This window comes from Actinomadura macrotermitis (assembly GCF_009604375.1).
GTDB lineage: Bacteria > Actinomycetota > Actinomycetes > Streptosporangiales > Streptosporangiaceae > Spirillospora > Spirillospora macrotermitis.
In genome coordinates, this window is sequence record NZ_WEGH01000005.1 from 599,580 (window position 1) to 618,098 (window position 18,519).

The following is an 18,519-nucleotide window of genomic DNA, read 5'->3' on the forward strand; positions in this document are numbered from 1 at the left end:
CGGTCCCCACCCGTCCCTGTAGCCAACGTACACCCAGGGGCGGACGGCGGTGCGGGGCGGCGGGCGAGCAAATGCCCGCGCGCCCTCACGGGCCGCCCCGCGGGCCCGCCATCGCAGGCCCGCCGCCACGGGCCCGCCGCCAACGGGCCGCCCGGCGGATCAGCGGTCCAGGCTTTCGCGCAGGCCCGCCTCGACCAGCGCGGCGTGCAGCCCGACCGCCAGCTCGGCGATCCGGCGGGCGGTCTCGGCGGCCTCCTCGTGCGCGCCGGGGCTGCGGCGGCGCAGGGCGGGCGCCACGACCTGCTCGATGAGGCCGACCTGCCGGTCCGCGGCGGCCTTGACCGCGCGCAGGTTGCGGGGCTGCAGCCCGTGCTCGCCGAGCGCGGCGACGGTGCGCGCGATGGTGAGGGCGTCGCCGTCGTAGTACTGGCCGGCCCGCCGGACCAGGCCGTAGCCCTCCAGCTCGGCCAGCAGGTCCTCGTCGATGCCGGCGCCGTCCAGCAGCTGGCGGCGGGTGAGGCGCACCGCGGGCTCGGGCGCGGCCGAGTCGGCGGCGACCAGGGTGCGCGGGCCGCGCGGCGGGGCGGCCGCGCCGAGCGGCGGCACCGGCTCGCCGCGGTCCGCCGCCTGCAGGTGCTGCCTGATCACCCGCAGCGGCAGGTAGTGGTCGCGCTGGGCGGCCAGGATGAAGCGCAGCCGCGCCACCTCGGCCTCACCGAACTTGCGGTACCCCGACGGGCTGCGCTGCGGCTCGATCAGGCCGGCGGTCTCCAGGAACCTGATCTTGGAGACGGTGATGTCCGGGAACTCCGCCCGGAGCAGCGCCAGGACGTCCCCGATCGTCATCAGGGCGCCGGCCGGCTGCGCGTTCATGCCCCTCCCCTCGTCGCCGCGTGCGTCCGGTCCGGGCCCGCCCCGGCGGGGGGCGGGCCGCCGGGTCAGCCGTGCTGCGGGTTGGTCAGGAACACCAGCCGGAACTTGCCGATCTGCACCTCGTCGCCGCCCGACAGGCCGGCCTGGTCGATGCGCTGGCGGTTGACGTAGGTGCCGTTCAGGCTGCCCACGTCGCGGACCGAGAAGGTGCCGCCCTGGCGGGCGAACTCGGCGTGCCGGCGGGACACCGTCACGTCGTCCAGGAAGATGTCGCTCTCGGGGTGGCGGCCCGCCGAGGTGCGGTCCTTGTCCAGCAGGAAGCGGCTCCCGGCGTTCGGCCCGCGCTTGACCACCAGCAGGGCGGTGCCGGGCGGCAGCGCCTCCACCGCGACCTGGTCGGCGCCCGGCTGGTCGGCCTCGCCGCCCTGGCCGTCGGCCTCCAGGGCCTCGAAGCCGCCGATCGAGATCGTGGACGTGGACTCGCCCGGGGACTCCCGGGGAGGCAAAGGCTGCTGGCCACTGCGGCCCAGCGGAGTCCCGCAGTTGGAACAGAAGCGGGCATCATCCGGGTTGGCGTGACCGCACTGCGTGCAGTAGACGCTCGGCATAGATCGGCTCGGCCTCCTACCATCGGTGTGCCACCGGCCGCTCGCCCTCGCGGGGAGCCGCCTGCGTCACGCGCATCGTTCTACCAACCCACGCCGGGGGACCCGCCCCCGAAGGCGGTCCGGCCACCGCCTGCAACAGGACGGTCGCCGCAACTTACGCGGGTAGTGCCCGGGGGGTCAACCGGAACGGTCGGCCGGCTGCCCCCAAGCTACCTCCGTCAATGATCGCAGGTCTACGCCGCCGCGCGGACCGGGCCCCGGCGATCGGCCCCCGGCCTGGGCGGACGCCGCTCAGGGCGGCCGTACCGCGCGCACCACGATCTTGGCCCGCTCGGCGACGGTGACGGCGGCGCCGATGTTCTGCAGGGTCTTGACCACGCCGCCGGGGATGCCGAGGGCGGTCGTCAGGGTGTGCGGGTCGCCGATGGCCAGGAACCGGTAGGGCGGGGCGAGCTGGCGGCCGTCGGCCTGGACGCCGCCGGGCGTGTCGAGGAAGTAGGTGCCGGCCCCGGCGCGCACGTCGCCGACCTGGACCACCTCGGCGCCCGCGTCCCGCAGCTCCTGCAGGGCGTCCAGCAGGTTGGCGGCGCGCACCGCGGTGCCGGGGTCGTCGATGACCACCTCGACGCCGGGGCCCTCGGCGGGCAGGGTGCCGGCGAGCAGCCCGTAGGTGCCGGCCCGGCGGCGCGCCTCCTGCAGCGCCCGCTCGCCCTGGACGTCGCGGCGCAGCCCGGCCCGGGTCTCCTCCAGCTCGCGCAGGTCGCCGCGCAGCCGCTCCGAGCGCTGGCCGAGGTCGGACAGGATGCCGACGAGCTCGTCCTGGCGGGCGGTGGCGAAGGTGGTGTCGCGCTTGGTGGTCCGGATCTGGGCGACGGCGGCGAAGCCGAGCACCATGCACAGCAGGGCGCCGGCGAACTGCCCGCGGGTGGTGCGGGGGCGCAGCAGGTCCAGCAGGCCGCGCATGCCCGCGGGCGGCCCGGCCGGCCGGTCCGGCTCCGGCGCCTCCGGCGCCTCTGGCGGCTCTGGCGGCTCCGGCGGCTCGGTGGCCCCGCTCACGCGCCGAACAGCTTCCGCCGGATGGCCGCGGCGTTGGAGAAGATCCGGATGCCGAGCACCACGACCACGCCGGTGGACAGCTGGGAGCCGACGCCGAGCTGGTCGCCGAGGAAGACGATCAGCGCGGCGATGACGGTGTTGCTGACGAAGGAGACGACGAAGACCTTCTCCTCGAAGACGCCCTCCAGCCGGGCCCGCACGCCGCCCGACATCGCGTCCAGCGCCGCCACGATGGCGATCGGCAGGTAGGGCTGCAGCCAGAGCGGCACCTGGGGGTCGAACAGCAGCCCGAGCGCCACCCCGATCACCAGCCCGATGAGCGCGATCACCCGGGGGTCTCCTCTCCCTCGCGCCCTGCCTCCCGAGCAGGCCGCGCGTACCGCAGCCGCAGCGTCCCGGCCGCGGGCAGCGCGGCGTGCGCGGCGCGGCGCAGCCCGTAGCGGATCCGCAGCCGGTCGCGCAGGCCGGCCAGCCGCCGGTCGGCGGCCGAGCCGCGGTAGGCGGCGCGGATCCGGCCGGGGTCGCCGAGCGCGGTCACCTCGTAGGGCCCGTTCAGCGGCCGGTAATCGACCAGGATCGCCTCGCCCGCGGCGCGGATGGCGGTGGTCGGGGTGAGCCGCTGGCCGTTGACCCCGATGGCGGTGGCGCCCGCGGCCCACAGGCCGTTGACCAGGATCTGCAGGTCCTGATCATAGACCCGGCCCGCGCCCGGCCGGGCGTCCCCGTCCGCCGGGGCGTCGGCGAGCGCCACGACGAGGGCGGGCCCGGCGGCGGGCACGGCGGCCGCGCCCCGGGCGGCGGCGGCGAGGTCCTGGCGGGTGCGGCGGCCCTCGGCGCTGCGGGCGAGGGCGTCGGCGCGCAGCCGCTCGGTCTCGGCGCGCAGGGCGTCCACCCGGCGCTGCAGGGCGTCGCTCTCGGCGGTGCGGGCGTGGATCTGGCCGATCAGGCGGGAGCGGCGCTCGGCGGCGGCGGGCTCGCCGCGGCGCGCCTCGGCGCCGGCGGTGGCGAGCAGCACGCCGAGCAGCAGCACGACCAGCAGGACGCCGCCGCCGCTCAGCGGGCCGCGGCGCGGCGCGTCCCGCCCGGCGGCGGCCCGGCGCGCGGCGGCCTCGGCGTAGCCGGGGTCCAGCCGGCCCGAGAACAGGTCGGCGAGCAGGGACATGGACGCGTCGGGCCGCCGCCATCCCGGCGGCCGCCCGTCCTCGCCCTGTCGCTCGCGCACCGGCCCATCATGGCAAGATCCGGCGGAGCACGGCGGGTCAGGCGGTGAAGGCGGCCCGGGACCGGTCCAGGCCGATGCGCACCGCGAGCGCGGCGAGGACGGTGCCCATCAGGTACCGCTGCGCGCGCTGCCAGCCGGGCCGCCGGGCCAGGAACCCCGCGATGGACCCCGCGCTCAGCACGACCAGGCCGTTGACGGTGACCGCGACGGCGACCTGGGTGAGGCCGAGCAGCAGGATCTGCGGGGCGACGGGGCCGGCCGCGGGGTCGGCCAGCTGCGGCAGCAGCGACACGTACAGGACGGCGATCTTGGGGTTGAGCAGGCTGGTGACCAGGCCCATGGTGTAGAGGCGGCGCGGCCGGTCGGCGGGCAGCTCCTTCGGCGCGAAGGCCGTGGCGCCGCCGGGGCGCACCGCCTGGACGGCCAGCCAGAGCAGGTAGAGCGCGCCGCCGACCTTGATGGCGGTGTAGCCGGCGGGCACGGCGGCGAAGACCGCGCTCAGCCCGGCGGTGGTGACGCTCACATAGACGGCGAAGCCGGTCGCGACGCCGCCGAGGGAGATCAGCCCGGCCCGGCGGCCCTGGGTGATCGTCCGGGAGGCCAGGTAGATCATGTTGGGCCCGGGCGTCATGACCATGCCGAGGGCGATCGCGGCGGCGGCCGCGATAGCGGCGGACGAGACCATCGTGTCCCCTTTTGTCGAGTTATTGCGCAGGCTATCGCTCGCACCTTTCTCAGTGCAATAATGAGATTGAACTCGGAGCAATGACGAGAAGAGGCACCGATGGAGACGTTCGGCCAGGTGGCGGACGCGGTCGCGGCCGATATCGCGGCCGGCCGGCTGCGGCCCGGCGACCGGCTGCCGCCGCAGCGCGCGTTCGCCCGCGAGCGCGGCATCGCCGCCTCCACCGCGGCCCGGGTCTACCGGGAGCTGGCCCGGCGCGGCCTGGTGACCGGCGAGGTGGGGCGGGGCACGTTCGTCCGCGCGGCGCGGGCGGCGCCCGATCCCGCGCTCGCCGAGCCCGCGGCGGCGCGCATCGACCTGGAGCTGAACTACCCCGTGGTGCCCGGACAGGCCGCGCTGCTCGCGCCCGGCCTGGAGCGGCTGCTGCGGCCCGACGCGCTGGAGGCCGCGCTGCGGCCGGTGGGCGCGGCCGGGACGCCCGCCGCGCGCGAGGCGGTGCGGGCGCTGCTGGCCCGCCCCGGCTGGGACCCCGGCCCGGCGCTGTTCGCCGGGAACGGGCGGCAGGCGATCGCGGCGGCGGTGTCGGCGCTGGTGCCGGCCGGGCGGCGGCTCGGCGTCGAGGAGCTGACCTACCCGGTGGTCAAGGGCATCGCGGCGCGGCTCGGCGTGACGCTCGTGCCGGTCGCCGCCGACGAGCACGGGATGCGGCCGGACGCGCTGCGGGAGGCGCACCGGCGGACGCCGCTGCACGCGGTGTACCTCCAGCCGACCCTGCACAACCCCTACAGCGTCACCATGCCGGCCGCGCGGCGCGCGGAGTTCGCGGACGAGCTGGCCCGGCTCGGCCTCACCGCGATCGAGGACGCCGTCTGGGCGTTCCTGGACGAGGACGCGCCCCCTCCCCTGGCCGCCGCGGCGCCCGAGCGCACGATCCTGGTGGACGGGTTCGCCAAGCGCCTCGCGCCGGGCCTGTCGGCGGGCGTCGCCGTCGTCCCCCCGGCGCTGCGCGGGCGCGTCACGGCCGCGCTGCGCTCGGCGGGCGCGCCGCCCGCCGGGTACGCGCTGGAGGCGGTCACCGGATGGGTCGGCGACGGCACGGTGGCCGCCATCGGCCGCGCCAAGCGCCGCGACGCCGCCGCGCGCGGGCGGATCGTCGCCGCGCGGCTGGCGGGCTTCGCGCTGCGGACCGCGCCGTGCTCCTACTTCTGCTGGTGGGAGCTGCCCGCGCCGTGGCGGGCCGAGACGTTCGTCGCGGCGGCGGCCCGGCGCGGCATCGCCGTCACCCCGGCCGCCGCGTTCGCGGCGGGCGCGGGCGCGGCGCCGAACGCGGTCCGGTTCGGCACCGCCTCACCCGGCCTCGACGAGCTGGACCGCGCGCTCGGCGTGCTCGGCGACCTCGCCCGGGCGATGCCGGACGAGGTGCTCGGCGACTGAGCCGCCGGTCAGGTGCCGGCGCGCTCGACCACCGCCGCCCACTCCTCCAGCAGGGCCTGCGCGGAGTCGGCGTCGGGGCCCTCGGCCCACAGGTGGGTGACCGGCTCGGAGGGGTCGGGCAGCACCAGCACCCAGCGGCCCGGCTCGGGCACCACCCGCACACCGTCGGTGGTGTCGATGGTGAGGCTCCCGGCGGCCTCCACCACGTGCCGCATCACGCTGCCCTTGGCCGCCCACGGCGTCGGCACCGAGCGGCGCAGCAGGTGCGCCTCGGGGATGCGCCGGTCGATCTGCGACAGGGTGAGGCGGGTGCGGGCGACCAGGCCGACCAGGCGGACGAACGCGGCGATGCCGTCCACGGTGGTGGTGAACTCCGGCATCAGGAAGCCGCCCCGGCCGTCCCCGGCGAAGATCACCTCGGGCCGGGCGGCGGCCTTGGTCAGCACGTCCTGGGAGGTGGAGGTCCACTCGACCTGGACGCCGTGGAAGCGGCACACCTGCTCGGCGACGCGGGTGGTGGTGACCGGCAGCGCGACCCGGCCGCCGCGCCGCTCGGCCGCGACCAGGTCCAGCATGACCAGCAGCGCCCGGTCGTCGCTGATCAGCTCGCCGTTCTCGTCGACCAGCGAGATCCGCTCGCCCACGGGATCGAAGCGCACCCCGAACGCCGCCCGCGAGGACGACACCAGCTCGCCGAGGCGCTGCAGGTCGCGCATCCGCTCGGCGAGCGTCTCGGTCGGGTTGGCCTCGTCCAGCCCGTTGTTGCGGGTGAGCACCTCCACCCCGACCTTGCCGAGCAGCGAGGGCAGCACCAGCGAGGCGGTGCCGCCGGCGCAGTCCACCACCAGCTTCAGCCGCGCCTCGCGCACCCCCGACATGTCGACGCGGCGCAGCAGGTCGCGGGTGTAGGTCTCCATGATCCGGGCCGGGTAGCTCAGCTCGGCGATCTCGCCGGGGAACGCGCGCCGGTACTCCTGGCGGCCGAACACCCGGTCCAGCTTGCGCTGCGCGCCCTGCGACAGGTCGGCGCCCTCGTCGTCCAGGAAGACGATGTCCACGCCCTGGGAGTCGCCGAGGGTGGTGCGGATGTAGATGCCGCCCGCGGCGTCCTGGCGGCCGGTCTCGAACCGGGCGACCGGCAGCGGGCACGCCTCCAGGTCCTGCACGTTGATGGCGCTGGCGGTGAGCGCGCTGATCACCGCGCGCTTGAGGGTGCGCGCGGCGCGCGAGGCGTCCCGGCCGGTCACCACCGTGCTGCCCTTCTTCAGCGTGGTGGCGTAGGCGCTGGCCAGGCGGACCGCGAGCTCGGGGGTGATCTCCACGTTGATCAGGCCGGACACCCCGCGCGGGCCGAACAGGTTGCGCTGGCCGCGCGACTCCCAGATGACGCTGGTGTTGACGACGGCGCCGGCCTCGATGGTCTTGAAGGGGTAGACCTTGACCTGGCTGGAGACGTAGGCCTCGGCCTCGATGACGCACTCGTCGCCGATGATCGCGCCCTCCTCGACCCGGGCGCCCGCCATCACGTCGGTGTTCTTGCCGACCACGCAGCCGCGCAGGTTGGTGGAGGGGGCGATGAACACGTTGTCGTGCACGACGGCGCGGTGCAGGAACGCGCCCTCCTTGACCACGACGTTGCTGCCGAGCACGGTGAACTCGCGCAGCTCCACCCCGGCCTCGACCTTGGCGTAGTCGCCGATGTAGAGCGGGCCCTTCAGCACCGCCTCGGCGTCGACCTCGGCGCCCTCGGCGACCCAGACGCCGGGCGAGACCTCGAACCCGTCCATCTCGACGTCGACCAGGCCCGACAGCATGTCGGCCTGGGCCTTGAGGTAGCTCTCGTGGGTGCCGACGTCCTCCCAGTAGCAGTCGGCGACGTAGCCGTACAGCGGGGCGCCCTCGGCGAGCAGCTTGGGGAACACGTCGCTGGACCAGTCGACGGACTCGCCCGCCGCGACGTGGTCCAGGACCTCGGGCTCCATGACGTAGATGCCGGTGTTGACGGTGTCGGAGAACACCTGGCCCCAGGTCGGCTTCTCCAGGAAGCGCTGGATGCGGCCGTTCTCGTCGACGATGATGATGCCGAACTCCAGCGGGTTGGGCACCCGCTTCAGCCCGATGGTGACCAGGGCGCCGTTCTCGCGGTGGAAGCGCACCATGTCGGTGAGGTCGATGTCGGTGAGCGCGTCGCCGGAGATCACCAGGAAGCGGTCGTCGCGCAGCGCCTCCTCGGCGTTCTTGACGCTGCCGGCGGTGCCGAGCGGGATCTCCTCGGTGGCGTAGCTCAGCGTCATGCCGAGCTCCTCGCCGTCACCGAAGTAGTTGCGGATGAGCGCGGCCAGGAACTGCACCGTGACGACGGTCTCGTCGAAACCGTGCCGGCGCAGCAGGCGCAGCACATGCTCCATGATCGGCCTGTTGACCACCGGCAGCAGGGGCTTCGGCTGATTGGCGGTCATCGGACGCAGCCGCGTCCCCTCGCCTCCGGCCATCACAACGGCTTTCATCGGGGATTCTCCGCTCCCTTCCGATCGCCGGGCGCGGTGCCCGGTCCGGGTTCCAGGTCCTGTCCCCCCGGCGCCGCCCGCTCGGCCAGCACCAGCCGCCGCGTCTGCTCCCAGTAGAGCAGCGCCGCCCACCAGTACAGCGCGGTGCCCCAGATCGCCCACGACCAGCCGACGACCTTGGCGGTGGCGGCGACCGCGCCCGGATGGTCGCCGAGCAGCAGCAGCGGGAACGCGTACAGCAGGCACATCGTGGCGGCCTTGCCCACGAAGTGCACCGGCAGCGTGCCCTGGTAGCCGAGGCGCCGCATGATCGGCGCGATCGGCACGATCGCGAACTCGCGGGCGACCAGCAGCACCACCAGCCACACCGGGATGATGTCGCGGACCATCAGCCCGACGAGGGTGGCCAGGATGTAGAGCCGGTCGGCGGCCGGGTCCAGCACCATGCCGAGCCGGCTGGTCTGGTTCAGGGCGCGCGCGAGCTTGCCGTCCAGCCAGTCCGACAGGCCGGCCAGCACCAGCAGGCCGAGCGCCCACCAGTCCGCCTCGGCCAGCACCAGCCAGAGGAACAGCGGCACCCCGAGCAGCCGGGCGAAGCTCAGCGCGTTCGGCACCGTCCAGACGCGGCCGGACGCGGCCCCGCCCGGGCCGTTCCCGCCGTCCGCCGCCCTGTCGACCTCAGCACTCACCGACGTGTCCCGCCTCCCTGTCCCCCAATGATCCTGACCCTACCGTCAAGGATCTGAAAGGCCCCGATAGCGTCCGGTCCATGAGGTGGACCCTGCACGGCGAACGGGCGGTTTACGAAAGCCCCTGGATGAACGTACGGCTCGCCGACGTCGAACTGCCCGACGGGCGCCGGTTCGAGCACCACCTCCTGCGGGTCCGTCCCGCCGCGGGCGTGGCCGCCCTGGACGGGCACGGCAACGTGCTGCTGATTTGGCGGCACCGCTTCATCACCGGCCGGTGGGGCTGGGAGATCCCCGGCGGCCGGGTGGAGGAGGGCGAGGACCCCGCCACGGCCGCCGTGCGCGAGCTGCTGGAGGAGACCGGGTTCCAGGCGGGGCCGGTCCGTCACCTGGTGGAACTGCGCCCGTCACCGGGTCTTCACGATGGTCTTCATCACATCTACCTCGCCGACGGCGCGGAGCGGGTCGGCGAGCCGACCGACGTGGAGGCCGAGCGGATCGAGTGGGTGCCGCTGGAGCGCGTCCCCGGGCTGGCCGTGCGCGGCGAGATCGGGTCGGCGACCACCCTGGCGGCGTTGCTGCTCATCGGCGCGACCGGCGGCTGAACCGGCGCGGGCGGGCTTCTACGATGGCGGGACCAGTTCCGGCCAATGGAGGCGCGCGTGTCCGATCCGGTTCCCAAGGCGGAGCTGCACCTGCACATCGAGGGCACCCTGGAGCCCGAGCTCGCCCTGGACCTCGCCGGACGCAACGGCGTCGCGCTGCCCTACCGGAGCGCGGACGAGCTGCGCGCCGCCTACGACTTCCAGGACCTGCAGTCCTTCCTGGACCTGTACTACGGGCTGATGGCGGTGCTGCGCACCGAGCGCGACTTCGCCGAGCTGGCCGACGCCTACCTCGCCCGCGCCGCCGCGCAGGGCGTCCGGCACGCCGAGATCTTCTTCGACCCCCAGGCGCACACCGCGCGCGGCGTCCCCCTGGCCACCGTCATGGCGGGCCTCGGCGAGGCCCTCGCCGCCGCGCCCGCCCGGCACGGCGTGACCACCCGGCTGATCATGTGCTTCCTGCGGGACGAGCCGGCCGCCTCGGCGCTGGAGGCCTTCGAGGCCGCCCGGCCCTGGTTCGGCACGCTGATCACCGGCGTCGGCCTGGACTCGGCCGAGGTCGGCCACCCGCCGGCCGGTTTCCGCGAGGTGTACGACCGCGCCCGCGCGGCGGGCCTGCGGCTGGTCGCGCACGCCGGCGAGGAGGGGCCGCCCGAGTACGTGTGGCAGGCCCTCGACGTCCTCGGCGTGGAGCGTGTCGACCACGGCATCCGCAGCATGGAGGACCCGCGCCTGGTCGAGCGGCTGGTGCGCGACCAGGTGCCGCTGACGGTGTGCCCGCTGTCCAACGTCCGGCTGCGCTGCGTGGACCGCCTCGCCGACCACCCGCTGCCCCGGATGATGGCGGCGGGCCTGCTGGTGACGGTCAACTCCGACGACCCGTCCTACTTCGGCGGCTACGCGGGCGACAACTTCGACGCGCTGCGCGACGGGCTCGGCCTCACCGGCGAGGAGCTGCGGCTGCTGGCCGCCAACTCCTTCCGCGCCGCCTTCCTGTCCGACGCCGAGCGGGCCGCCTACCTGGAGGAGGTCGCCGCGCACCGCTTCGCCTGACGCGCGCGCCTTTACCCCATGCCCCGGGGTTGCGGCAACGGGGGCGGGGCGGGTTAGCGTCGGGGACGACAGATCGCGGGGGCCCGGCGAACCGGGCTGAGATAGCGGCTGGGACGGCCGCTGACCGCTGGAACCTGACCGGGTAATGCCGGCGTAGGGAGAGATCGAGTCGTCATGAGCGACAACACCGTGGTCACGCCTGCCCGCAAGACCTACCTCCGGGGCTCGCGCCCCGACCTGAGGGTGCCGATGCGGGAGGTGCCGCTCACCAACGGCGGTTCGGTGGTGCTGTACGACACCTCCGGGCCGTACACCGACCCCGCCTACGAGGCCGACGTGCGGCGCGGGCTGCCGCCGCTGCGCGCGGCCTGGATCGCCGAGCGCGGCGACACCGCCGAGTACGACGGCCGCGCGGCGCGGCCCGAGGACGACGGGCGGCGGGCCGGCGACCCGCTGCGCGAGGCGGCGTCCTTCCCCGCCCGGCGGCCCCGCCGGGCCACCGGCGGGGCGGTCACCCAGCGCGCCTACGCGCAGCGCGGGGAGATCACGCCGGAGATGGAGTACGCGGCGCTGCGCGAGGGGGTCGACCCCGATTTCGTGCGCGCCGAGCTGGCCGCCGGGCGGGCGGTGCTGCCGGCCAACGTCAACCACCCCGAGATCGAGCCGATGGTCATCGGGCGGAACTTCCTGGTCAAGGTGAACGCCAACATCGGCAACTCGGCGGTCGCCTCCTCGATCGAGGACGAGGTCGACAAGATGACCTGGGCGACCCGCTGGGGCGCCGACACGATCATGGACCTGTCCACCGGCCGCGACATCCACACCACCCGCGAGTGGATCCTGCGCAACTCCCCCGTCCCGGTCGGCACCGTGCCGCTCTACCAGGCGCTGGAGAAGGTCGGCGGGAACCCCGCCGAGCTCACCTTCGAGGTCTTCCGCGACACCGTCGTCGAGCAGGCCGAGCAGGGCGTCGACTACATGACGGTGCACGCGGGCGTGCTGCTGCGCTACGTCCCGCTGACGGCCCGGCGCAAGACCGGCATCGTCTCGCGCGGCGGGTCGATCATGGCGGCGTGGTGCCTGGCGCACCACGAGGAGAACTTCCTCTACACCCGCTTCGACGAGCTGTGCGAGATCTTCGCGGCCTACGACATCACCTGGTCGCTCGGCGACGGGCTGCGCCCCGGCTCCATCGCCGACGCCAACGACGAGGCCCAGTTCGCCGAGCTGCGCACCCAGGGCGAGCTCACCGCGATCGCGGCCCGGCACGGCTGCCAGGTGATGAACGAGGGCCCCGGGCACGTGCCGATGCACAAGATCAAGGAGAACGTGGACCTGCAGCGCGAGTGGTGCGCCGACGCGCCGTTCTACACGCTCGGCCCGCTCACCACCGACATCGCGCCCGGCTACGACCACATCACCTCCGCGATCGGCGCCGCGATGATCGGCTGGTACGGCACCGCGATGCTGTGCTACGTCACGCCGAAGGAGCACCTCGGGCTCCCCGACCGCGACGACGTCAAGGCGGGCGTGATCGCCTACAAGATCGCCGCGCACGCCGCCGACCTGGCCAAGGGCCACCCGGGCGCGCAGGCGTGGGACGACGCCCTGTCGGACGCCCGGTTCGAGTTCCGCTGGGAGGACCAGTTCAACCTGGCCCTCGATCCCGGCACCGCGCGGGCGTTCCACGACGAGACGCTGCCGGCCGAGCCCGCCAAGACCGCGCACTTCTGCTCCATGTGCGGGCCGCACTTCTGCGCCATGAAGATCACCCAGGACGTCCGCCGGTACGCCGGCGAGCAGGGCCTGGACGAGCGGGAGGCCCTCGCCGAGGGCATGCGGGCCAAGTCCGCGCAGTTCCGCGAGTCCGGCGGCCGGGTCTACCTGCCGCTCGCCCCCGCCGAGGAGTGACCGGCCGGGCCGGGGACGCGGCGCGTCCCCGGCCCTTGACCGCCCAGGTGCGCTCTTCTTTACTGTGGCGATAACGGCGAAGCCGGACACGGCGCCGCGATCCGTACGGGGATGATCAAGCGTGACGGTGGACCTCGGTGCGCCCGGCACCGGCGCGGGGGCGGAGTGGCCGCGCACGCTCGACCTGCCGGGGCTGCTCGCCACGGGCTGGCGGCCGGTCCCCTTCCGCGAGTTCGTGCTGAAGATCCACAGCCGCTGCGACCTGGCCTGCGACTACTGCTACGTGTACGAGATGGCCGACCAGAGCTGGCGCGGCCGGCCCCGGGCCATGTCCGGCGCGGTGCTGGACCGCGCCGCCCGCCGCGTCGCCGAGCACGCCGCCGCGCACGGCCTGGAGACGGTCGAGCTGGTCCTGCACGGCGGGGAGCCGCTGCTGGCCGGACCCGGCCTGCTGGCCGACGCGGTCACCGCCGTCCGGCGGGCCGCCCGGGGCGTCCGCGTCGAGGTGACGGTGCAGACCAACGGGGTGCGGCTGGACGAGTCCTTCCTCGCCCTGTTCGAGCGGCTGGGCGTGCGCGTCGGGGTCAGCCTGGACGGCGGCGCGGCCGCGCACGACCGGCACCGGCGCGACGCCGGCGGTCGCGGCAGCCACGCGCGGGTGAGCCGGGCCCTGGAGCTGCTCGCCGGGGACCGCTACCGGCACCTGTTCAACGGCCTGCTCTGCACGGTCGACCTGCGCAACGACCCGCACGCCGTCTATGACGCGCTGATGGCCTGGGAGCCGCCCGCCGTCGACTTCCTGCTGCCGCACGGCAACTGGGCCGCGCCGCCGCCCGGCCGGGAGCCCGGCTCCCCCGCGACGCCCTACGCCGCATGGCTCGTCCCGCTGTTCGACCGCTGGTACCGGGCCGCGCCGGCGGGCCGGGTGCGGCTGTTCGCCGAGCTGGTGCGGCTGCTGCTCGGCGGCGCGTCCGCCTCCGAGGCGGTCGGGCTGTCGCCGGTCGGCACCGTCGTCATCGAGACCGACGGCGCGATCGAGCAGTCCGACCTGCTGAAGTCGGCCTACCCCGGCGCGGCCGAGACGGGCCTGCACGTGGACCGCGACCCGCTGGACGCGGCGCTGCGGCTGCCCTCGGTCGCGGCCCGCCAGCTCGGCGAGCGCGCCCTGGCGCCCGAGTGCCGGGCCTGCGGCGTCCGCGCGGTGTGCGGCGGCGGCCTGTACGCCCACCGGTACCGGCCCGGCCGCGGGTTCGCCAACCCGTCGGTCTACTGCCCCGACCTGTACCGCCTGGTCCACCACGTCCGCGACACCGTCCGGTCCGATCTGGCCGCGCTGCGCCGGGGAGGGTGATGCAGTCCCGCCGTCACCACGTCCCCGCGGAGGACCTGGCCGCCCTCGCCGCCGGCCACGGCGGCGAGGGCGCGGTCCGCCGGCTCGTGGCGATCCAGTACAGCCGGCACGTGCTGCTCGTGCGCGGCGTCGCCGACGCCGCCGCCGAGGCGGGCCACCCCGGCGCGGCGCGGGTCCGCGCCGCCTACGACCTGCTCGCCGGGATCCAGCACCGGGCGCCCGGCGCCGTCGACGCGGTGCTGCGCCATCCCGCCGTCGGGGCGTGGGCGCTGCGGGCGCTGACCGGCGAGGCCGACCCGCTCCTGCTGTCGGGCCTCGCGGCCGCGGCGGCCGTGCGCGGCGGCGTGCCCTGCGCGGTGGAGGTCCCGGTGCGCCGGGGCCGGGTGACGCTGCCCTCGCTCGGGCAGGCCGCGGTGCCGGGCGGCGACGGGACGGCCGAGGTCCGGGTGACCGGTACCGGCGCCGTGGTCGCCGGCACTGTGGTCGTCGGCACTGGGGCCCGCGTCGCCGTCCCCGCCGACCCGCACACCGACGCCCCCGGCTGGCAGGGCCTGCGCCGTCTTTCGGCCGGTACCGGCGACGGCGCGATCGGGCTGCTGATCGACGACCTGGACCCCTGGCGCTTCCCCGGCGCGGGCGTGCGCGGGCGGCTCGGCGCGGCCGAGGCCGCCGCGTGGTCGGCCGCGCTGGAGGACGCCTGGGGGCTGCTCCGCCGCCACCACTGGACCACCGCCGCCGAGGTCCGCACCGCGATCCGGGTGCTGACCCCGCTGACGCCGCCCGCGCGGGACCACATCAGCGCCACCTCGCCGACCGCGTTCGGGTGCACCGCCCTGTCCGACCCCGGCGACGGCCTCACCCTCGCCGGGACGCTCGCGCACGAGGTGCAGCACGCCAAGCTCGCGGCGCTGCTGAACGCCGTCCCGCTGATCCGGCCGGGCGACGACCGCCGGTTCTACGCGCCCTGGCGCGACGACCCGCGCCCCCTGGCCGGCCTCCTGCAGGGCGCCTACGCCTACCTCGGCGTCAGCGGCTTCTGGCGCCGGCAGCGCCACCACGAGACGGGCGGGCGGGCGACGCTCGCGCACGCCGAGTTCGCCCGCTGGCGCGCGGCCGCGTTCCAGGTGACGCGGACGCTGCTGGCCAGCGGCGGCCTCACCCCCGCGGGCGAGGCCTTCGTCGCCCAGATGCGCCGCACCCTGCTCGGCTGGCAGCAGGAGGCGGTGCCGCCCGACGCCGCCGGGCTCGCCCACCGGTCCGCGCAGCGCCACCGGATGCGCTGGCACCGCGACCACGCGCGCCGCCCCTGACCCCCTAGATCGGCGGCGGGTCGAAGTCGAAGTCCAGCCGCCGCTGCCGCCGCGCGGCCTGCGTGTCGGGGTGGTTGCGGCCCACCATGCGGTCGTAGCGGGCGATGGTGTCCTCGAACAGCTTGGCGGCCTGGTCGGCCTCGCCGAGCTCGCGCAGGTCGACCGACAGGTTCGCCGCGCACCCGAGCGTCATCGGATGGTCCTCGCCGAGCAGCAGGCACAGCCGCCGCAGGGTGTCCTCGCCGAGCGCGCGGGCCCGCTCCACGTCGCCCATCTCGTACAGGTCCGAAGCGAGGTTGGTGGCGACGGTGAGCGGATAGTGGTGGTCCTCGCCGAGCGCGGACCGCAGCCCGGCCAGCGCTTCCTCGTTGAGGAAACGGGCTTCGCGCAGGTTGCCGTTGACCCGGCTGAGCAGGGCCAGGTTGCCGACGCAGCCGTGGTTGTAGGGGTGGTCCTCGCCGTACACGCGCGGGTAGCGCTCGACGGTCTCCTGGGCCAGCTCGTACGCCTCGACGATCTTGCCGGTGGTGCGCAGGACGTTGGCCAGGCCCATCGCCGCCGCGAGGGTGTCGGGGTTGCCCGGGCCGTACAGCCGCAGGAACCGCTCGTGCACCTCGCGCGCCAGGACGAGCGCCTCCTCGTACTCGCCGGCCCGGCGCAGCGCGATCGACAGGTCCTTGGCGGTGCGCAGCGTGGTGAGGTGCTCGGGCCGCATGAACCGGCTGCCGTACTCGTAGGCGTCGCGGCCGACGTCGCGGGCCTCCTGGTAGTAGCCGCAGAGCCGCACGGCGCGCGCGAGCCCCGTCCAGGAGCTCAGCACATCGGCGCGGCTGACGCCCCCGGCCGCCTTGCTCTGCGCGTTGAAGGCGAGCTCGTGCAGTTCGCGCGAGGTCTGGTACCCGCTGTTCAGGCCGTGGTCCAGCGCGAGGTTGTTGATGGTGCGCAGGGTGCGCGGATCCTGCTCGCCGAACACCTCGGCGTGGCGCCGCCGGGAGATCTCGTCGTGCTCGAGGGCGCGCGCGAACTCGCCGCGGGCGCGCAGGTCGGCGCCGAAGCTGTTGATGATCGGCAGCATGTCCTGCTCGGACAGGCCCGCGGCCTCCCCGATCCGCCGCACCAGCGCCTCGTCGATCTCGTAGGCGCGGGCGTACTCGCCGCGCTCGCGCAGGATGGAGGCGCGCAGCGCCTCCATCCGCACCACGTCGGCGCGGTCGTCGCCGCCCTCGTCGCGCCGCCAGCGGGCCAGGAACTGGCCGGCGAAGGCCAGGCCGAGCTCGTGGTCGCCGGACCGGTACAGGTAGCGGACGACCCGGCGGGCGAACTCGCGGACCTGCGGGTCGGTGCTGTCCACCACGCGGGCGGGCTCGACGTGCGGGATGAGCTCCTGGAAGCGCGTCCACTCCCGCTCGTCGTCGGGGTCCACCCGGGCCTGCGCGGCGAGCAGCAGGTGCACGTCGCGCCGCAGCCGGTCCGCGGCGTCCTCGTCGACCTCCTCGCGCAGCAGCGCCTGGATCAGCCGGTGCACCTGGATCGTGCGCGCCTGCGGGTCGATCCGGGCGAGGGCGAACCTGCCGAGGGTGCGCTGCGCGCGGGCGCGCAGGATCTGGTCGTCCAGCAGCGCGGCGAGCTCGGCGTCGGCCAGCCGCGCCTCGCGCCGGAACACGTCCACAGGGATCGGCTCGGGCCCGAAGAACGCGCAGGCGCGCAGCAGCACGACCGCCGCAGGCAGGGTGGCCTGCAGCAGCGACACCGACAGCTGCCAGACCGCGGTCATCGACCGCGGATACTCGGCGGGGTTGTTCTCCTGCAGCAGCGCGGCGGGCTGCTCCTTCAGCAGCTGCAGGTACTCGTCCACCGACATGCCGGTCTCGTACTGCAGGGCGCCGGCCTGCTCCAGGGCGAGGGGCAGGTCGCCGAGGCTCTCGGCGAGCCGCACGGCGTCGGCCTCGCTGATGACGTTCAGCACCCGGCGGCCGAGGAACTCCACGCTCTCGGGGCGGTCGAACACGTCGACGGCGATGGTCTCGAAGCGCTGCCGCCACGCCTGGTTGCGCGAGGTGATGATGACGTGCCCGGGACCGCCGGGGACGAGGCCGACCAGATCCTCGGGCTCGTTGGCGTTGTCGTAGACGAGCAGCCAGCGCGCGTAGGGGTCGCCGCGCCGCAGCGCGTCCAGCACGCTCTGCGCGGTGTCGGCGGTGCCGGTCGAGGTCGTGCTGAGCCCGAGCGGCTTGGCGAGCCCGGCGAGCGCCGCGGCCACCAGCTTCGGCTGATCGGCCGGGATCCACCAGATCAGGTCGTAGTCGTCCTGGTAGCGGTGGATGTACTCGATGGCGATCTGGGTCTTACCGACCCCGCCCATGCCCTGCAGCGTCTGCGGGGTGCCGGTGGCGGCCTGCACGTCCGACACGACGGCGGTCACCCCGGAGCCGTCGTCACCGGCGTCGGGCGCGGACCGGTTCAGTTTCTCGTGCAGCTGCGTCAGCTGCTCGTCGCGCCCGGTGAAATCCCGGTTCTGCAGGGGGATGCGGCTTCCCCATACTTGCGGACCACGTCCCGCGGCCGGCCTGCCCTCTGAGGATCGCCCATCCGTCACGTGCCGCCTCCGCGTTCTCGCCGCTTCGCGCTCGCCCACATCCTAATCGCAGAATAGGCCCGCCCTCCGCGCGCCTTACAAGGGCAGGTCCCGATATCCGCCTGGACGTTCCTCGCCCCTCGGCGAACAAGGGACGAACCCGACTCAGCACACACAGAACGGCATTATCGCCCCATTGTCATATTTCCGGATGGGCCGGGTTCCGGGCGCCTTACGGGCGGCCCCGTCCTGTCGACAGGGGCGTACGGTGACAGGTATGACTGTGCGGAGGCAGTCTCCGGCAGCCGCAGGGCGAGGTTGCCCCGCCTGACCCGGGGGAATGCCCCGGTCGAGCAGGACGACGGCAGGCTGAGGAGTAGTGCATGGGCGACGCCACGACGCCGCAGGACGGGCCCCTCGACCTCGGCGGGATCCCGTTGAGCCGGCTCGGCGAACTCGGCGACACCGTGCTCGCCCGGGAACTGCGCAAAGTGCGCGACGAGGCCGGCGCCCCGGTGCAGGCCATCGCCGGTTTCCAGGCGAAACTCGGGCCGCCGCCGGAGATCTCCGGTGCGGCCTCCCCCGGCCCGGAGACCGGCACGGCCGGCGGCGAGGAATGATCGCCATGCGGCCACCGGCG

Annotated in this window: 16 protein-coding genes and 1 riboswitch; of the genes, 7 read left to right on the top strand and 9 right to left on the bottom strand. The window is 75.0% G+C overall.

The window, feature by feature from the left end:
• Positions 1-159: 159 nt before the first annotated feature.
• From ftsR to ACRB68_RS35605, 6 genes are all read right to left on the bottom strand, one after another.
• Positions 160-873: a transcriptional regulator FtsR gene (gene ftsR / locus ACRB68_RS35580; RefSeq protein WP_153540383.1), complete on the bottom strand. Its 714-nt coding sequence runs from the start codon at positions 871-873 to the stop codon at positions 160-162.
• Between the two features lie 65 nt (positions 874-938).
• A complete protein-coding gene (locus ACRB68_RS35585; RefSeq protein WP_153540384.1) occupies positions 939-1,481 on the bottom strand; it encodes an FHA domain-containing protein in 543 nt (180 codons plus the stop codon).
• A 291-nt stretch (positions 1,482-1,772) separates the two neighbouring features.
• Complete coding sequence (locus ACRB68_RS35590) at positions 1,773-2,537, bottom strand: DUF881 domain-containing protein (protein WP_153540386.1); 765 nt, start codon at positions 2,535-2,537, stop codon at positions 1,773-1,775.
• Positions 2,534-2,866, bottom strand: coding sequence for a small basic family protein (locus ACRB68_RS35595; RefSeq protein WP_328595195.1), 333 nt, complete (start codon positions 2,864-2,866; stop codon positions 2,534-2,536). The genes ACRB68_RS35590 and ACRB68_RS35595 overlap by 4 nt, the downstream gene beginning before the upstream one ends.
• A complete protein-coding gene (locus ACRB68_RS35600; protein WP_153540388.1) occupies positions 2,863-3,759 on the bottom strand; it encodes a DUF881 domain-containing protein in 897 nt (298 codons plus the stop codon). The genes ACRB68_RS35595 and ACRB68_RS35600 overlap by 4 nt, the downstream gene beginning before the upstream one ends.
• Before the next feature lie 37 nt (positions 3,760-3,796).
• Positions 3,797-4,444 carry a LysE family translocator gene (locus ACRB68_RS35605; RefSeq protein ID WP_153540390.1) on the bottom strand — a complete coding sequence of 216 codons (648 nt, stop codon included), beginning with the start codon at positions 4,442-4,444 and terminating at the stop codon, positions 3,797-3,799.
• Between the two features lie 99 nt (positions 4,445-4,543).
• On the opposite strand from ACRB68_RS35605, the gene ACRB68_RS35610 reads away from it, so the two are divergent.
• Complete coding sequence (locus ACRB68_RS35610) at positions 4,544-5,878, top strand: aminotransferase-like domain-containing protein (protein WP_153540392.1); 1,335 nt, start codon at positions 4,544-4,546, stop codon at positions 5,876-5,878.
• A gap of 8 nt (positions 5,879-5,886) precedes the next feature.
• Here the strand turns inward: ACRB68_RS35610 and ACRB68_RS35615 are convergent, their stop codons facing one another.
• Positions 5,887-8,385, bottom strand: a complete 2,499-nt coding sequence (locus ACRB68_RS35615) for a mannose-1-phosphate guanyltransferase (RefSeq protein WP_153540394.1) — start codon at positions 8,383-8,385, stop codon at positions 5,887-5,889.
• Positions 8,382-9,074, bottom strand: coding sequence for a CDP-alcohol phosphatidyltransferase family protein (locus ACRB68_RS35620; RefSeq protein ID WP_328595196.1), 693 nt, complete (start codon positions 9,072-9,074; stop codon positions 8,382-8,384). The genes ACRB68_RS35615 and ACRB68_RS35620 overlap by 4 nt, the downstream gene beginning before the upstream one ends.
• A gap of 80 nt (positions 9,075-9,154) precedes the next feature.
• Between ACRB68_RS35620 and ACRB68_RS35625 the strand changes: the two genes are divergently transcribed.
• The 5 genes from ACRB68_RS35625 to ACRB68_RS35645 all read left to right on the top strand — a co-directional run bounded on the left by ACRB68_RS35625 (position 9,155) and on the right by ACRB68_RS35645 (position 15,304).
• Positions 9,155-9,679, top strand: a complete 525-nt coding sequence (locus tag ACRB68_RS35625) for an NUDIX hydrolase (protein WP_153540396.1) — start codon at positions 9,155-9,157, stop codon at positions 9,677-9,679.
• A 45-nt stretch (positions 9,680-9,724) separates the two neighbouring features.
• Positions 9,725-10,732 carry an adenosine deaminase gene (locus ACRB68_RS35630; protein WP_153540398.1) on the top strand — a complete coding sequence of 336 codons (1,008 nt, stop codon included), beginning with the start codon at positions 9,725-9,727 and terminating at the stop codon, positions 10,730-10,732.
• 65 nt (positions 10,733-10,797) lie between these two features.
• A riboswitch (TPP riboswitch) is annotated at positions 10,798-10,911 on the top strand.
• Positions 10,907-12,643 carry a phosphomethylpyrimidine synthase ThiC gene (gene thiC, locus ACRB68_RS35635; protein ID WP_153540400.1) on the top strand — a complete coding sequence of 579 codons (1,737 nt, stop codon included), beginning with the start codon at positions 10,907-10,909 and terminating at the stop codon, positions 12,641-12,643. Its footprint overlaps the riboswitch before it by 5 nt.
• Positions 12,644-12,764: 121 nt before the next feature.
• Entirely contained in the window at positions 12,765-13,994 is a 1,230-nt protein-coding gene (locus tag ACRB68_RS35640) for an FxsB family cyclophane-forming radical SAM/SPASM peptide maturase (RefSeq protein ID WP_328595198.1), read from the top strand.
• Positions 13,994-15,304, top strand: a complete 1,311-nt coding sequence (locus ACRB68_RS35645) for an HEXXH motif domain-containing protein (protein ID WP_153540402.1) — start codon at positions 13,994-13,996, stop codon at positions 15,302-15,304. Before ACRB68_RS35640 ends, ACRB68_RS35645 begins: the two co-directional genes overlap by 1 nt.
• A 4-nt stretch (positions 15,305-15,308) precedes the next feature.
• On the opposite strand, the gene fxsT is transcribed toward ACRB68_RS35645, so the two are convergent.
• The gene (gene fxsT / locus ACRB68_RS35650; protein ID WP_328595199.1) at positions 15,309-17,900 is read right to left on the bottom strand and encodes an FxSxx-COOH system tetratricopeptide repeat protein; all 2,592 of its coding nucleotides are present in this window, start codon (positions 17,898-17,900) and stop codon (positions 15,309-15,311) included.
• Positions 17,901-18,262: 362 nt separating this feature from the next.
• On the opposite strand from fxsT, the gene fxsA reads away from it, so the two are divergent.
• Positions 18,263-18,499 carry an FxSxx-COOH cyclophane-containing RiPP peptide gene (fxsA, locus tag ACRB68_RS35655; RefSeq protein ID WP_153540403.1) on the top strand — a complete coding sequence of 79 codons (237 nt, stop codon included), beginning with the start codon at positions 18,263-18,265 and terminating at the stop codon, positions 18,497-18,499.
• Positions 18,500-18,519: the final 20 nt, after the last annotated feature.

What these genes read in the sequence shown, in the direction of transcription:
- ACRB68_RS35615 (WP_153540394.1), bottom strand. Translation starts at nt 8,385, where the DNA reads ATGAAAGCCGTTGTGATGGCCGGAGGCGAGGGGACGCGGCTGCGTCCG.
- ACRB68_RS35605 (WP_153540390.1), bottom strand. Translation starts at nt 4,444, where the DNA reads ATGGTCTCGTCCGCCGCTATCGCGGCCGCCGCCGCGATCGCCCTCGGC.
- ACRB68_RS35625 (WP_153540396.1), top strand. Translation starts at nt 9,155, where the DNA reads ATGAGGTGGACCCTGCACGGCGAACGGGCGGTTTACGAAAGCCCCTGG.
- ACRB68_RS35630 (WP_153540398.1), top strand. Translation starts at nt 9,725, where the DNA reads ATGGAGGCGCGCGTGTCCGATCCGGTTCCCAAGGCGGAGCTGCACCTG.
- ACRB68_RS35585 (WP_153540384.1), bottom strand. Translation starts at nt 1,481, where the DNA reads ATGCCGAGCGTCTACTGCACGCAGTGCGGTCACGCCAACCCGGATGAT.
- fxsA (WP_153540403.1), top strand. Translation starts at nt 18,263, where the DNA reads ATGGGCGACGCCACGACGCCGCAGGACGGGCCCCTCGACCTCGGCGGG.
- ACRB68_RS35610 (WP_153540392.1), top strand. Translation starts at nt 4,544, where the DNA reads ATGGAGACGTTCGGCCAGGTGGCGGACGCGGTCGCGGCCGATATCGCG.
- ftsR (WP_153540383.1), bottom strand. Translation starts at nt 873, where the DNA reads ATGAACGCGCAGCCGGCCGGCGCCCTGATGACGATCGGGGACGTCCTG.
- thiC (WP_153540400.1), top strand. Translation starts at nt 10,907, where the DNA reads ATGAGCGACAACACCGTGGTCACGCCTGCCCGCAAGACCTACCTCCGG.
- ACRB68_RS35645 (WP_153540402.1), top strand. Translation starts at nt 13,994, where the DNA reads ATGCAGTCCCGCCGTCACCACGTCCCCGCGGAGGACCTGGCCGCCCTC.